The following is a 16,196-nucleotide window of genomic DNA, read 5'->3' on the forward strand; positions in this document are numbered from 1 at the left end:
CTCGTTCACGAACAACCTCGATATCTTCCAGGCGGGCGGCGGCTCAGATCGCGTCGAGCTCGTTGTCGATGAAGTCGAAGATCTCGTCGTCGGTGGCCGAATCGATCCGCTCGTGCACGGCCGTGGCCAGGTCGCGGTCCGGGTCCCCGTCCCCGCGCAGCGCGAACAGCAGGTCCTCGACGCGGCTGACGAGCACCTCCCGCAGGCGCTCGTCCGGCGGTGACTGGCGGACGGCGGCCTCCAACCGGTCCAGGTCGGCCAGGGCCGGCGGTGGCACGTCCTCCCCGGCCAGCTCGGTCAGCAGCAGCTCGGCGACGGCGGCCGGGGTGGGCCGGTCGAAGGTGAGGGTCGAGGGCAACCGCAGCCCGACCGCGGTGCCGAGCCGGTTGCGCAGCTCCACGGCGGAGAGCGAGTCGAACCCGGCCTCCTTGAACGACCGGTCGCCGTCGACCGCGCCCGCGCCCGCGTGCCCGAGGACCGTCGCGGCCTCGGTGCGGACCAGGTCGAGCAGGACGCTGTGCCGTTGGGCGAGGGACAGCCCGGCCAGCCGGCGCGCCCAGGCGGACGCCGGTGGCTCGTCGGCCGTGGTGGGCTCGGCCGCCCGCCGGGCCGCCGGGCGGACGATGCCCCGCAGGATCGGCGGCACCGAGTCGGGGCGGACCCGCAACGCGGACACGTCCAACCGGGTGGGCACCACCATCGGCAGGCTCGTCTCCCGGGCCGCGTCGAACAGCGCCAGCCCCTCCTCCTCGGTGAGCGCGGTGATGCCGTTGCGGGCCATCCGCAGCAGGTCGGCCTCGTCCAGCCGGTCAGCCATGCCCCGGCCCGCCCAGAGGCCCCAGGCCAGCGACGTGGCCGGGAGCCCGGCCGCCTGCCGGTGGGTGGCGAGCGCGTCCAGGAAGGCGTTCGCGGCGGCGTAGTTGGCCTGCCCGGCGTTGCCGAACGTGCCGACCACCGAGGAGAAGAGCACGAATTCTGCCAGGTCGGCGTCGCGGGTCAGCTCGTGCAGCAGCCAGGCCGCGTCCGCCTTGGGGCGCAGCGTGGCCGTGACGGCGTCGGCGTCCAGCCGTTCGACGGTGCCGTCCGCGACCACGCCGGCGGCGTGGATCACGGCGGTCAGCGGGTGCGCCGCCGGCACGGCGGCCAGCAGCGCCCGGACGGCGGCCGGCTCGGCGAGGTCGACGGCGGTCACCGACACCTCCGCGCCGAGCGCGGTCAGCTCGGTGACCAGGTCGCCGGCGCCGTCCGCGGCGCCGCCGCGCCGGCTGGCGAGCATCAGCCGCCGGATCCCGTGCCGGGCCACCAGGTGCCGGGCCACAAGCGCGCCCACACCCCCGGTCCCACCCGTGACGAGCACGGTGCCGTCCGGGTCGAGCGGCCGGGGCACGGTCAACACCAGCTTGCCGACGTGCCGGGCCTGGGCCAGGAAACGGAACGCCTCGGGCGCCTGCCGGACGTCCCAGCCGGTCGCCGGCAGCGGTCGAAGGGTGTCGTCGGCGAACAACGGCATCAGCCGGTCCAGCATCGCCCCGATCCGCTCCGGGGGCAGCGCCAGCAGGTCGAAGGCGCGGTAGGCGACGCCGGGATGCGCGGCGGCGACCACTTCCGGATCGCGGATGTCGGTCTTGCCCAACTCGATGAACCGGCCGCCGCGCGGCAGCAGGCGCAGCGAGGCGTCGACGAACTCGTGGGCCAGGCAGTCGAGGACCACGTCGACCCCGGCGCTGTCGGTGGCGGCGAGGATCCGGTCGGCGAAGTCGAGGCTGCGTGAGGAGGCGATCGCGGACTCCGGGATCCCCAGCTCGTGCAGCGTCTCCCACTTGCCGGGGCTGGCGGTGCCGTACACGTCCGCGCCGAGGTGTCGGGCCAACTGCACTGCGGCCATGCCGACGCCGCCGGCCGCCGCGTGCACAAGCACCCGCTCGCCCCGGCGCAGCCCGGCCAGCTCGACGAGCCCGTACCAGGCGGTCAGGAACACCACGGGCACGGTGGCCGCCCGCGCGTACGTCCAGCCGGCCGGCATCGGCGCGAGGGTGTGCTCGTCGGTGACCGCGATCGGTGCGAACGCGCCGGTGAGCAGCCCCAGCACCCGGTCGCCGGGCACGAACCGGGTGACGCCCGGCCCGGTGTCGAGCACCACGCCGGCGCCTTCCAGCCCCAGCACCGTGTGCTCGGGAATCATGCCCAGGGCGAGCGCCACGTCCCGGAAGTTCAGCCCGGCCGCGCGGACCGCGATCCGCACCTCGCCGGCACGGAGCGGCCGGTCCGCGTCCGGGTTGGGGACCAGGGCCAGGCCCTCAAGCGAGCCGCGCTCGTGCACGTCCACCCGCCAGCCGCGGTCGCCGGTGGCGGCGGCGAGCGCGGTCTGCGGCGTCACCCGGGCCAGCCGGGGGACCAGCACCGCTCCCTCCCGGACCGCCACCTGCGGTTCGTCGCTGCTCACCGCCGGGACCAGCATGCGGTACGACTCCGGCCGCCCGTCGACGTCCAGGAGCGTGAACCGGCCGGGGTGCTCGACCTGGGCGGCGCGGATCAGCCCCCAGATCGGCGCGGTCCCGAGGTCCGGCGACGTGTCGGCGCCCTCCACGGACACCGCGTTGCGGGTGAGGACGACAAGCCGTGACCCACCGAAGGCGTGGTTGTCCAGCCAGCCCTGCAACAGGGCCAGGGTCTCGGCGGTGTGCCGGTGCGCGCCCTCGACCGGGTCCTCGCCCGGCACGTCCGGCGGGCTGGCGCACAGCACCACCGTGGACAGCGGGCTCCCGGTGCGTACCGCCGCGGCGAGCGTGCCCAGGTCCCGGTAGTCGCGGACGGCCACGCCGCTGTCGGCGAGCGCGCCGAACAGTTCGGCGTCGTCGCCGAGGACGGCCCACGGCGCGTCGGGGGCGCCGGGCGAGGCCGGGCCGGCGGGCAGCCAGCCGAGCCGGTAGAGGCCGTCCCGGTCCTCCGCCGCCTCGGTGAGCCGGTGCCGGGGGACCGGGCGCAGCGCGAGGGACTCGACGTCGAAGACCGGCTGGCCGCTGTGGTCGGTGGCGGTCAGCGCGTACGCGTGCGTCCCGGCCGGCCTCAGCCCGACCCGCAGGGCGGTCGCGCCGCCGGCGTGCCAGTGCAGTCCGGTCACGGCGAACGGCAGCAGCAGTTCCCCGCCACCGTCCGGGTCGGCGTCCGCGTCGGGGGTGGCCAGGACGGCGTGCAGCGCCGCGTCGAACAGCGCCGGGTGCACCGGGAACCGTCCGGCGGCGGCCCGTTCCGACTCCGGCAGCCGCACCTCGGCGAAGAGGTCGTCGCCGCGCCGCCACATCGCGGTCAGCCCACGGAAGGCGGGACCGTAGTGGTAGCCGCGGGCGGCCAACGCGGGATAGAGGTCGTCCAGGCTGACCGGGGTGGCGCCGGCGGGCGGCCACGGGGCCCCGGTCGCGTCGGCGGGCGCGGCGACGCCGGCAGCGGTCAGCAGGGTGCCGGTGACGTGCCGCACCCACGGCCCGTCCCCGATCCGCGCCCGGACGGTGAATGCCATGCGTCCGTCGCTGTCCGCCGGCGCCACGTGCACCTGGAGGCCGGCGGCGCCCGGCGTCGGCAGCCGCAGCGGCGCGTGCAGCGTGAGTTCGTCGACGTGGCCGCCGCCGGCCTGGTCGGCGGCGTGCAGAGCGAGGTCGGCGAACGCGGTCGCGGGCAGCAGGACGGCGTCGTGGATGGCGTGGTCGGCAAGCCACGGGTGGGTTCCCAGGGACACCCGTCCGGTGAGCAGTTGACCCCCGTCGGGCAGGTCGGTGGAGGCGACCAGGATCGGGTGCTCGCTGACGGTGAGGCCGAGCCCGGCCGGGTCGGTGGTCTCCGGCTGGTTCAGCCAGTAGCCCCGGTGCTCGAACGGGTAGGTCGGCAGGTCGATGAGCCGGCCGGCGGGTGTGGTGGTGGTCCAGGTGGTGTCGCGGCCCGCCGCGTGCAGCACCGCTTGGGCGTGCTGGCCGAGGTGGGTGCTGGTGATGGTGTGGGTGTGGTCGTGGGGGAGGCAGGCGTGGGTGAGGGCGCTGAGGGTGTTGTCGGGTCCGAGCTCGACGTAGGTCGTGGTGCCTGCGGCATCCAGGGTGGACACCGTGTCGTGGTAGCGGACGGCGTCGCGGATGTGTCGGGTCCAGTAGGCGGCGTCGAAGGGTAGGGCAATGTCTCCGGTCCGGTTGGAGATGACGGGGATCGTCGCGGGGTGGTAGGTGACGGTCTGAGCGATGGTCTGGAATTCGTCGAGGATCGGGTCCATGTGGGGGGAGTGGAAGGCGTGTGAGGTGGTGAGCTTCTTGGTGCGCCGTCCGAGTCCGGCCCAGTGCACGGCGATGTCGGTGACGGCTTGGGTGTCGCCGGAGATGACGGTGCTGGTGGGTGAGTTGAGTCCGGCGATGGAGACCTTCTCCGGGTCGAGCATGGGGGTCAGCTCGTCCTCGGTGGCTTCGATGGCGATCATGGCGCCGCCGGGTGTCGCCGCCTGCATCAGTCGTCCTCGGGCGGTGACGAGGAGCGCGGCGTCGGGGAGGCTCAGCACGCCGGCGAGGTGGGCGGCGGAGAGTTCGCCGATGGAGTGGCCGGTGAGGTAGTCGGGGGTGATGCCCCAACTGGTGACGAGGGCGTGCATTGCCACGTGTGTGGCGAAGAGGGCGGGTTGGGTGTAGCGGGTTTCGTGGACCGCGTCGACCATGGCTTCACGCAGGGGCCGGTCGAGGTGCTTGTCCAACTCGGCGCAGACGGCGTCGAACGCGTCGAGGAAGATCGGTTCGTCGCGGTGGGCCATCTCGGGGTGTTGGCTGCCCTGCCCGGTGCACAGGAACGCGATCTTCCCCGTCGGGCGGGTGACGCCGCGCACGAGGGACGGGTGCGGGGTGTCGGCGGCCAGGGCGGCCAGTGCCTCGTGGTGGTTGTCGAGGATGACGGCGCGGTGGCCGTGCTGGGCGCGGCGGGCCAGAGTGTGGGCGACGTCCGCGTCCGCCCTGCCGTCGACGTGGTCGCGCAACCGTGCGGCGTACTCGCGTAGCGCCTCGGGGGTGCGGCCGGACAGCAGCCACGGCACCGGCGTGCCCACCGGCTCGGGCTCCTCCTCGGCCGGCGGCTCTTCGATGATGACGTGGGCGTTGGTGCCGCTGATGCCGAATGAGGACACGCCGGCGCGGCGGGGGTGGCCGTTGGGGGTCCAGGGTTGGGGGTGGGTGAGGAGGGTGACGTTTCCGGCGTTCCAGTCGATGTGCGGGGATGGTTCGTTGACGTGCAGGGTCTGCGGCAGTTCGTCGTGCCGCATGGCGAGGATCATTTTGATGATTCCGGCGGTGCCGGCGGCGGCCTGGGTGTGGCCGATGTTGGACTTGATGGAGCCGAGCCACAGTGGCTGGTCGGCGGGTCGGTCCTGGCCGTAGGTGGCGAGCAGCGCCTGGGCCTCGATCGGGTCGCCGAGGGTGGTGCCGGTGCCGTGGGCTTCGACGGCGTCCACCTCGGCGGGGGATAGGCGGGCGTTGGCGAGGGCCTGGCGGATGACCCGCTGCTGGGACGGCCCGTTCGGTGCGGTGAGGCCGTTGCTCGCCCCGTCCTGGTTGACCGCCGACCCACGGATGACGGCGAGGATCGGGTGGTTGTTGCGGCGGGCGTCGGAGAGCCGTTCGAGCAGGAGCATGGCTGCGCCCTCGGCCCAGGCGGTCCCGTCGGCCGCCGCGGCGAAGGACTTGCACCGCCCGTCCGGGGCCAGGCCGCGTTGCCGGCTGAACTCGATGAACATGCCCGGCCCGGCCATGACCGTCGCGCCGCCGGCCAAGGCCAGATCGCACTCGCCGGAGCGCAACGCCTGACCGGCCAGATGCATGGCGACGAGCGACGACGAGCAGGCCGTGTCGACCGTGACCGCCGGGCCCTCCAGGCCGAACGTGTAGGCGATCCGGCCCGACGCGACGCTGCCCGAGCTGCCGGTCAGCAGGTAGCCGCCGAGCTGCTCCGGCGCCTCGTGCAGCTGTGGCCCGTAACCGGAGGCCATGCAGCCGGCGAACACACCCGTGCGGCTGCCGTGCACCGACGCCGGATCGATGCCTGCTCGTTCCAGCGCCTCCCACGAGGTCTCCAGCAGCAGCCGCTGCTGCGGGTCGATGGCAAGCGCCTCCCGCGGGCTGATCCCGAAGAACTCCGCGTCGAACCGGTCCGCGTCGTAGAGGAAACCGCCCTCCCGGACGTACGTCTTGCCGTGCGCCCCCGGGTCCGGGTCGTGGATGTCGCCCCAGCCGCGCCCGGTGGGGAAGTCGCCGATCGCCTCCGCGCCGGTCGAGACGAGGCGCCAGAGTGCCTCAGGTGACGCCGCGCCGCCCGGGAACCGGCAGGCCATGCCCACGATGACGATCGGGTCGGCGTCGTCGGCGGCGCGTGTCGCGAGGTCGCCGGCCGGGGCGTCGCTCTCGCCGAGCGCGCGCGCCCGCAGGTGGCGGACCACCGCCGCCGGGGTCGGATGGTCGAAGAGCAGGCTGCTGGGCAGCCGCAGCCCGGTGATCCGGGCCAGCCGGTCGCGCAGCTCCACCGCGGCGGCCGACTCGAACCCGAGGTCCTTGAACGCCCGACCGAGGTCGACCTCCTCCGGCGCGCTGTGCCCGAGCACGAGGGCCACGGTGCGCCGGACCAGCTCGCGCAGCCGGCGGTCCCGGTCGGCCGGCGGCAGCGCCCGGATCCGGTCCGCCCACCCGTCGGCCACCGGTTCCGGCGAGCCGGCCGGGGGCACCGGCTCGGGCGAGCCGGCCGGGGGCACCGGACCGGGCGCGGCCGACACCGAGGGCCAGTAGTCGCGACGCTGGAACGCGTACGTCGGCAGCGGCACCGGAATCCCCTGGCGGTCGGCGAAGAACGCCCGCCAGTCGACGTCGGCCCCGCGGGTGTACGCCTGCGCCAGCGCGTCCAGGAGCCGCTGCCAGGCGCCGTGGTCGCGGCGCAGCGAGCCCACCACAAGCGGCTCGGCGTCGTCCCCGTCCTCGCCGGCCAGGCCGGCGACGGTCTCCTGCACGCCGGCGAGCAGGACCGGGTGCGGGCTGCACTCCACGAACACCCGGTGCCCGGCGGCGGCGAGCGCGCGGACCGCCGGTTCCAGCCGGACCGGCCGGCGTAGGTTCTCGTACCAGTAGTCGGCGTCGAGGCCGGCGGTGTCGAGGACCCCGCCGGTCACCGTCGAGTAGAACGCGATCGGCGACGACACAGGTGTCACCCCGGCGAGGTCGCGCAGCAGTTGCTCGCGGACCGGCTCGACGTGCGGCGAGTGCGAGGCGTAGTCGACAGGCACCCGGCGGGCCCGGATCTCCTCGGCCTGGGCGCTCTCCACCAGGGCGTCCACCGCCGCGCTGTCGCCGGCGACGACGGTGGCCGACGGACCGTTCTCGGCGGCGATGGTGAGACGGTCGCCCCACGGCGCGATCCGGGACGTGACCTCGGCCGGGGACAGCGGGATCGACGCCATGCCGCCGGTGCCGGCGATCGTGGCCAGGGCGCGGGCGCGCAGCGCCACCACCTTCGCCGCGTCGGCGAGCGAGAGCGCCCCGGCGATGTGCGCGGCGGCGATCTCGCCCTGCGAGTGGCCGACGACGGCGGCGGGGCGTACCCCGAACGACTCCCAGAGCCGGGCCAGCGAGACCATCATCGCGAACAGCGTGGGCTGGACCACGTCGACCCGGGTCAGCGGCGGCGCGTCCGGGTGGCCGCGCAGCACGTCCACAAGTCGCCAGTCCACGTACGGTGCCAGGGCGGCGGCGCACGCGGCGATCTGCTCGCGGAACACCGTGGAGGTGTCGAGCAGTTCCCGGGCCATCAGCGGCCACTGCGAGCCCTGCCCGGGGAAGACGAAGGCGACCTCGCCCGGGGCGGCGGCTCCCTGCACCAGGCCCTCGGCGTCCTCGCCGGCGGCAAGCGCGTCCAGCCGTGCGGTGAGGCCCGGCAGATCCTCGGCGATCAGGACCGCGCGGTGGGTGAACGCGCTGCGCGAGGTGACGAGCGCCCGGCCGACGTCGCCGGGGGCGAGATCCGGGTGTCGGTCGGCCCAGGCGCGCAGCCTGCCGGCCTGGGCCCGCAGGGCGGCGCCGGACTGCCCGGAGACGACCCACGGCGTCAGGGCGGTGGCGATGCGGGGCTCGGCGGTCTCGGCGGCGGGTGGCGCGGCGCGGGGCGGTTCGGCGACCACCAGGTGGCAGTTGGTGCCGCCCATGCCGAAGGCGCTCACGCCGGCGACCAGCCGCCGCTCCGGGTGCGGCCACGGACCGTGCGTGGTCCGGACGGCCAGGCCGGCCTCGTCGAGCCGGACATCCGGGTTGGCGGTGCGGAAGTGCAGGTTCGGGGGCAGTTCCCGGTGGCGGATGCTCAGCGCCACCTTGAGCAGGCCGGTGATGCCGGCGGCGCCCTCCAGGTGGCCGACGTTCGTCTTCGCCGAGCCGACCACGAGCGGGTCGCCCGCCGGCCGGGCGGCGCCGAGCGCGTCGCCGAGGGCGCCTGCCTCGATCGGGTCGCCGACCCGGGTGCCGGTGCCGTGCAGTTCCACGTACTGCACGTCGGTGGCGGCGAGCCCGGAGCGGGCGACGGCGTCGGCGATGACGTCGGCCTGGGCGTGCCGGCTGGGCACGGTCAGCCCGTCGGTGCCGCCGTCGTTGTTCGTCGCCCCGCCGAGCAGCACGCAGACGATGTGGTCGCCGTCGGCCACCGCGGCGGCGAGCGGCTTCAGCACGACGACGGCGCCGCCCTCGCCGCGGACGAACCCGTTGGCCCGGGCGTCGAAGGTGTGGCACCGCCCGTCGGGGGAGAGCCCGCCGAACGCCGCGGCCCGCAGCGTGCTCTCCGGCGTCAGGATCAGGTTGACGCCGCCGGCCAGCGCCGTCGTCGACTCGCCGCGCCGCAGGCTGGCCGCGGCCAACTGCACGGCGACGAGCGACGAGGCCTGGGCGGCGTCGACAGTCAGGCTGGGACCGAGCAGGCCGAGCGTGTAGGAGACCCGGTTGGCGATGATCGCCCGGTTCACGCCGGTCATGGTGTAGGGGGAGGCGTCCGGCGCGGCGGTGAGCGTCGCGTAGTCGTCCCAGGTGGCGCCCACGAACACTCCGGTGGCGCTGTTCCGCAGGTCGCCGGGGACGATCCCGGCGTCCTCCAGGGCCTCCCAGGCCAGCTCCAGCGTCAGCCGCTGCTGCGGGTCCATCGCCAGCGCCTCGCGCGGCCCGACGCCGAAGAAGCCCGCGTCGAAGCCGCCGACGCCGCTGAGGTAGCCGCCGCGGCGCGCGCCGGGCTCCGCGGTGGCGAGCCGTTCGGCGGGCCAGCGGTCCGTGGGCGCGTCGGTCACGGCGTCGCCGCCGGTGGCCAGCAGGCGCCAGAACGCGTCCGGGTCGGGGGCCTGCGGCAGGCGGCAGGCCATGCCGATCACCGCGATCGGTTCGTCGGTCGGCTGCCTGTCCGCATCGGTCATCGTGTCGGCCCCTCCCGTTGCACGCCGGCCGACGCGACGTCTCGCGCCGGCTTCTCAGCCTCGGCTCCGGGGCTTGACCGGCCCTTGCCGCCGCCTAAAGCGGTGCCCGGACCACGATCAAAAGCCACGGCTCGGGGTACGCGGAGACGCGCGCGACGGCACCCGCCGGGTGCCGCCCCGCGCGCGGTGTCGGGGTCCGGCCGGCCGGTTCAGGCCACGCTGACCTGGCTGCCGTCGGGGGAGCGCGCACCGTCTTCGGCGGGCTCGTCGATGAGCCCGGTCGGCAGGTCGGTGCGCCGGCTCACCTGGAGCTTCCGGTAGACCCGGGTCAGGTGCTGCTCGACGGTGCTGACCGTGACGTAGAGCTTGGTGGCGATCGCCCGGTTCGTGTGCCCGACGGCGGCGAGCGCGGCCACCCGTCGCTCGGCGTCGGTCAGCCCGTCGACCGCGACCGCCGCGGCGAGGTCCGGGCAGGTGCCGCCGAGCGCGTCCGGCTCGGCGGGCTCGTCCGGATCGTCCGGGCCGAGGACCGCCCGGAGCCGGTCCAGCAACGGTTCGGCGCCGCTGCGCCGGGCCAGCCGGCGGGCCGCCTGCCAGGTCGCCCGCGCCGCGTCGGCGTCGCCGGCCCGGTGCAGGGCGTCACCCAGATCGGCGGTGGCGCACGCGGTGGACAACTCGTCGTCGCTGGCCCGCAGCAGACCGGCCGCCTCCTGGAGCAGGGTGAGCCGGTCGGCCGGATCGCTGGCCATGGCCAGCACCCAGAGCGCGGACCCGCGTTCCCGGACGTTGTGCTGCGGCAGCCGGCTGAGCTGGTCACGGGCCAGTTCGCGGCCCTGCTGGATGCGGCCGAGGGCGAGGTGCGCCCGGGCCAGCTCGGTGCGCCACGGCACGAGCTCCGGCAGGTCGAGCTCCCAGGCGATCATCATCCGGCCGCAGGCCTGGAAGTCGATGAGCGCGGCCCGCACGCAGTTGGTCCGCAGGTAGTAGGTGCCTCGCGCGTGCAGGTACTTGAGGCCGAACGGGGTGTCGAACATGGCCGCCGGGACCGGGATGGACAGCCACTCCTCGGCCTCGTCGTAGGCGCCGGAGATGGTGGTGGCCAGCACCATGTTGGACAGCAGCGCGCCGACGGCCACCCCCCAGCCCTTCGCCGGGATCAGGTCGAGGCCGCGCCGGGCGTGCTCCTCGGTCGCCGCCAGGTCGCCGCGGCCCAGGGTGCCCTCGGCGAGGATCGCGGAGACAAGCGCCTGCGTGGTCGGCGTCCGGCGGTCGGCGGCACGGTGCAGCACCGGGTAGTGCGAGGAACCGGTGGCGCCGATCCGGTCGGTGAAGATCGTCGCCAGCAGCGCGATCGAGATCGGGCCGAGCGCCTCGTGGTCGACCCGGGTGTTCTGCACGACCTGCTCGGCGGCGGCCACCGCGTCGCCGTGCGGGCTGCGGGCGGCAAGCGCGGTCAGCTCCGCCGCCGCCTGCAACGGCCGGCACGGCGGTGGCACCAGGCCACGGGCGGCGAGATTCTCCCAGGGCCCGCGGACCCGGTCCAGGTGGTCGGGGAAGAGGTAGGCGAGCAGCAGCAGGGGCACGCTCAGGCTGGCGGCGAACTCCGGTTCCATCTGGTCGGTCGCGGTGAGCACGGTGATCACCTCCACCGCGTCGTCGATGTGGGCGTGCCAGAGCAGGTACGCCACCAGGGCGACCGCCTGCCGGCGTACGAGCACGCCGGCCCGCACGGCCGCGACCAGTTCGGGCAGCCGGCGGGCGGCGTCGGCGGGGTTGGTCTGCCACTCGATCCGGGTCAGCGCCGAGGTGGCCTCGGCCCGCTGGCGTTCGTCGACGCCGGCCGTGCAGGCCGAGTCCAGGAAGCTGATCGCGTCCTCGACCCGCCCGTCGGCCAGGGCCTGGTCGGCGGCCTCGTGCAGGGTCGGCGCCACCCAGGCCCCGTCGACCCGGTCGGCGTCGACGAGATGGCGGGCCACGACGGTGGCGGGCTCGCCGGCCGCGTGGCTGACGCTTGCCAGCCGCCGGTGCAGGTCCATCCGCTCGTCGGGCAGCATGCCGGCGAGCACGGCGGTGCGGATCCGCGGATCCCGGAAGGCGCCGTCGGAGAGCAGGCCGACCCGGCGCAGCGTCAACAGCGCGCACCTGACCATCTCCTCGTTGACGCTCAGCAGCCGGGCCAGCACCGCGGGCTCGGTCGGCACGCCGGCCACGGCCAGCGCGCGGGCGACCGGCAGGGCCGGCGGCTCGCTGCGGTAGAGGCAGGTGCGTACGGCCTCGAGGAACGTCTCCCCGACGACCGTGCGGGTGCCGTCCGCGCCGTGGTCGACGCGCCGCAGCGAGTCGCCCACGAGCGCGGTGGCCAACCTCGGGTTGCCGCCGGTGATGGCGTGGTACTGCGCGGTCAGGGCGCGGTCGGCCGGCTGCGGGAGCCGGGCCAGCACCTGACCGATGCCCTGCCGGGTCAGCGGGCGCAGGGACAGCGGGACCGGGGAGGAGCTGTGCAGCAGTTCCGCGTACTGCATCGGATGGGCCGGCGCCAACTGCGGGATCACCGCCAGGACCACGAGCATCCGGGCGTTGCGGACCCGGCGCATCAGGTAGGACAGGCACTCCAGGGACGACGGGTCGGCATGGTGCACGTCGTCGACGTAGACCACGAGCGGCTGGTCGGCGGCCCGGCGCAGCAGGGCCATGCACAGCGAGTGCAGGATCCGGGCCGACGGCTGCTCGCGGATCTGCTCCGTCGAGGAGCTGTCCCAACGACCGGACATGGCCTCGTCGAGGAGCCCCGCGATCGCCGAGTCCGGCCCGGTCACCAGCCCGGCGCCGTGCGCCAACTGCCCGATCACGCCCAGCGGCAGTGACTGCTCGGTGCGCGAGGCCACCGCGGCGACCACCTCGGCGCCGGCCTCGACGGCGAGGTGGGCGAGCCGGTTCAGCAGGACGGTCTTGCCGCTGCCGGAGGCGCCGCTGAGCACGATCGCCTGGCCACGCCCCTGGAGGGCGGCGGACAGCAGGTCCTGCAGTACGTCTAAGTGCTCATCCCTTTCGATCAGCTCCCCCGTCGACTGGTTCATGGCTGCCTCCCCGTAGCCATAACGCCCACGCCTGCGTCAATATATGCATCGGCTCATATTGATGGCAATGGGCCGGCGACATTCCCGGTGTCGGGAGCGCCCTTTTCCCGCAGATGCCGCATGTCATTTTGGCGACAGCGTCTTGGTTACTGGGCGGTCATCTTTTCGGACCGGGCGGCGCAGGGTAGACCGTGCCGCATCGGCCCAGAGCGGAGCAAACCGATGGAGTCGGTTGCATCACCCCAGACATGATAAGAGCGCTAAATGGCTACATAGTGACTCTTGGTCGGGGCGCGATTGAGAATGAGGAGGGGCTATTCCAAAATGGTTGCGGCGCGGACGTTCTCCGATGGCCGGCGGTCGAATTTCCGCGAAATCACTTCGAGCCCCTACGCACCCCTACCGGTCCGGTCGCCTAGGGGGATCTCAGGGGCTGAGGAGTCCGCCCGCCCCACCTACCGTCGGAGACGGCGGCGACCGGTCCCGGTCGTCGCCGTCTCCGACGGAGGTGTGATCGTGTCCGACAGCGTTCAGATCCTGCTCACGGGCGGTCCGCGGGACCTCGGGTCCGATCGGCGCACGCTCCGGCTCGACGCCAGCCCGGAAAAGGTCAAGATCGAACACCTCGGCGGGTACGAGCACTTCGAGCCCACCGGCGAACACACCACCGACGGTCACGCCGTCGTCTTCCGCTGGACCACCCGCACCCGGATCGCCGAGTAGCCGCCGCGCGGGGCGCGCCCGCCCGCGAATCCGGGACGCCACGGCGACCGCCGGCACCTCTCCGTCCTTTTCCGGGCACGTTCCATTCCTCCCGCCAGAAATGGAAAGCGTGGGTCGGCCGTTTTCGGTGACAAAAGGGGTGCGTCGATGCGACACGTTCGCCTCGGCCGCGAAACCGCAGTTCAGGGCCCTGATTCCGGGGGCGGGCGGACGGACCGTCCGCGTCGGGGCGTTATTCTCGGCCGATGGCGTCGGCGCGAGCCGCATCGTGAACCGGGTTGCCATCACGATTGCGTCACTGATCCTTCTCCCACCCGTTCTTACGGCTCCGTTACGGGAGGCCGCAGGGGCCCGCACGCAGCGTCGACGGCCACGATGCTGATGGTCATCTACCAACCCCGGGGGAGGGCGATGATGGACCCATCGACGCGGCGCCGGACAGCGGCGGCGACGCTCGCCACGGTGGCGGCGGGCGTGGCCGCGACCACGTCGGCGTGGAAGGCGACGCTCACCGTCACGACCGGTGGCGTGAACCTCACCGGCGTGATCGAGCGGACCGGATAACGGACGGGGCGTGAGCCTCGGCACGGCTCACGCCCCACCCCGCGTGCCGGGTGACCTCAGTCCACCGCAGCGGCGGTGTCGACGATCGTGACGGGCGTGCCGAGCTGGACCGTGCGGGAGACGGTGCAGAGCCGGTCGTGCGACTGCCGCAGCGACCGGGGGAGCGCCTCACGTGCCCGGTCACCGTCCGGTCCGGCCGGGAAGGTCACGGTGAACTCCACCCGGAGGTTCCGCATCCGGTTGCCGCCCGCCTCGTCCCGGATCTTGTCGCCGGTGACCTCGACGGCGAAGTGGGTCGGCTCGGCGCGCCGGCTGGTGACGTGGTCGACGTCGACGGCGGTGCACCCGCCGAGGGCGGCCAGCAGCAGTTCCACGGGCGTGAAGCTGTCGTCCTGTCCCGAGCCCATGGAGATCGTTCCGCCGCGGGCGTTCCGTGCCGTGTAGGTGGCCAGGCCGGTGCGCTCGATCCGCACCGAGCGGAAGCTGTCGTCACTCATGACCGCGAACCTACCGAGGCCGGCCGACCGTCACCCACCGGAACGGGCCGGTCCGCCCGGTCGATCGGCTATCCTGGCCCGAGTCGCCCAGGACAGGAGCAGACGGTGGCAGGTGACGACGACATCTCCGGGTGAGAGCCCCGGAGCGGTGACCGACGGAGCACGACCCGCGCCGTCGCGTCGCCCGTGTCGTCATGCCCTGCCCACGCCGGGCCGCGCGTCCGCGCCCGGATCACCTGTCTTCCGAGGTTCCCATGTCCGACAGTCATGTCGTCAGCTCCGCCCTGTCCTTCTCCTGGCCGGATGACACCCCGGTCTTCGAGGGCCTCTCGTTCTCCGTGCCCGACGGGCGCACCGGCCTGGTCGCGGCGAACGGCGCCGGCAAGTCCACGCTGCTGCGGCTCATCGCCGGCGAACTCCGCCCCACCGGCGGCAGCGTCACCGTCGACGGGGTGCTGGGCTACCTGCCGCAGCACCTGCCCTACGCCCGGCGGCAGACCGTCGCCGAGGTGCTCGGGGTCGACCGCGTCGTCGCCGCGCTGCACGCCATCGAGGCCGGCGACGCCGCCGAGGAGCACTTCGCCACCATCGGCGACGACTGGGACGTGGAGGAACGCACCCGCGCCGAACTCGACCGCCTCGGGCTTGCCGACGTGGCGCTGGACCGGCGGCTCGGCACCCTCAGCGGCGGTCAGGTGGTCAGTCTCGGGCTCGCCGCCCAACTGCTCAAGCGGCCCGACGTGCTGCTGCTGGACGAGCCGACGAACAACCTCGACCGGGAGGCGCGGGGACGGCTGACCGCCGTGCTCCGCTCCTGGGCCGGGTGCCTGCTCGTGGTCAGTCACGACCGGGCCCTGTTGGACGAGATGGACCGCATCGCCGTCCTGGAGCACGGCGAGATCCGCTGGTACGGCGGCAACCACACCGAGTACGAGCAGGCGGCGCAGGCCGAACGGGAGGTCGCCGAGCGGCAGGTGCGGCAGGCCGAGCAGGACGTGAAGCGGCAGAAACGCGAGCTTCAGCAGGCCCGTGAGCGGGCGGCCCGGCGCGCCTCCACGGCCTCGCGCAACCTGGCCGACGCGGGGCTGGCCCGGATCGTCGCCGGCGGCCTCAAGCGCGACGCGCAGGTGTCGGCGGCCCGGACCGCCGACGTGCACGGCTCCCGCGTCCGCGACGCCCAGGCCCGGCTGGACCAGGCGAGCGGCGCCGCCCGGCGGGACGACCACATCGCCCTGGACCTGCCCGACACGACGGTGCCCGCCGGCCGCACCGTCTTCCACGGCGAGGGCATGCGGGCCGCGTACGACGGGCGGCCGGTCTTCCATGACGACGGCGTCGACCTGGACATCCGTGGACCCGAGCGGATCGCCCTCGTCGGCGGGAACGGCGCGGGGAAGTCCACGCTGCTGCGGCTGATCGCCGGCGACCAGGAACCGGTCGCCGGCACCGTCACGCGGGCGCGGGGGCGGGTGGCGTACCTGTCGCAGCGCCTCGACCTGCTCGACCCGGACCGCACGGTCGCCGAGAACCTCGCCGCCTTCGCGTCGTCGCGGACCGAGGCGGAGCGGTCGAACCTGCTGGCCCGCTTCCTGTTCCGGGGCGCCCGCGTCCACCTGCCGGTCGGCGTGCTCTCCGGCGGCGAACTGCTGCGCGCCACGCTCGCGTGTGTCCTGTTCGCCTCGCCGGCGCCGCAGTTGCTGCTGCTCGACGAGCCCACGAACAACCTGGACCTGGTGAGCGTGGCCCAGTTGGAGAGCGCGCTCCTGTCGTACCGGGGGGCGTTCGTCGTGGTCAGCCACGACGAACGTTTCCTGGCCGAGATCACGGTGAGTCGCTGGCTCCGGCTGGCCGGCGGCCGGCTCACCGAGACCGGAGGGCCTCGGTGAGCCGGCC

6 protein-coding genes are annotated in these 16,196 nt (G+C 74.2%); 3 read left to right on the forward strand and 3 right to left on the reverse strand.

The features are described 5' to 3' along the window. Window positions 1–43 precede the first annotated feature (43 nt). Complete coding sequence (locus SM450_RS28375) at window positions 44–9,442, reverse strand: type I polyketide synthase (protein WP_474622845.1); 9,399 nt, start codon at window positions 9,440–9,442, stop codon at window positions 44–46. Between the two features lie 209 nt (window positions 9,443–9,651). Continuing rightward, complete coding sequence (locus SM450_RS28380; protein ID WP_474622846.1) at window positions 9,652–12,519, reverse strand: helix-turn-helix transcriptional regulator; 2,868 nt, start codon at window positions 12,517–12,519, stop codon at window positions 9,652–9,654. 516 nt (window positions 12,520–13,035) lie between these two features. On the opposite strand from SM450_RS28380, the gene SM450_RS28385 reads away from it, so the two are divergent. Both SM450_RS28385 and SM450_RS28390 read left to right on the forward strand, forming a co-directional pair. Then, window positions 13,036–13,242 carry a DUF5988 family protein gene (locus SM450_RS28385; protein WP_474622847.1) on the forward strand — a complete coding sequence of 69 codons (207 nt, stop codon included), beginning with the start codon at window positions 13,036–13,038 and terminating at the stop codon, window positions 13,240–13,242. Between the two features lie 414 nt (window positions 13,243–13,656). After that, window positions 13,657–13,806 (forward strand): hypothetical protein, encoded by a 150-nt coding sequence (locus SM450_RS28390; RefSeq protein ID WP_474622848.1) that lies wholly within the window; start codon window positions 13,657–13,659, stop codon window positions 13,804–13,806. A 56-nt stretch (window positions 13,807–13,862) separates the two neighbouring features. Here the strand turns inward: SM450_RS28390 and SM450_RS28395 are convergent, their stop codons facing one another. After that, complete coding sequence (locus tag SM450_RS28395) at window positions 13,863–14,303, reverse strand: OsmC family protein (protein ID WP_474622849.1); 441 nt, start codon at window positions 14,301–14,303, stop codon at window positions 13,863–13,865. Between the two features lie 254 nt (window positions 14,304–14,557). Here SM450_RS28395 and abc-f point away from each other — a divergent pair, with 254 nt between their 5' ends. Next, window positions 14,558–16,189 (forward strand): ribosomal protection-like ABC-F family protein, encoded by a 1,632-nt coding sequence (abc-f, locus tag SM450_RS28400; RefSeq protein WP_474622850.1) that lies wholly within the window; start codon window positions 14,558–14,560, stop codon window positions 16,187–16,189. The last annotated feature ends 7 nt before the right edge of the window (window positions 16,190–16,196 follow it).

This window comes from Micromonospora marincola (genome assembly GCF_056150385.1).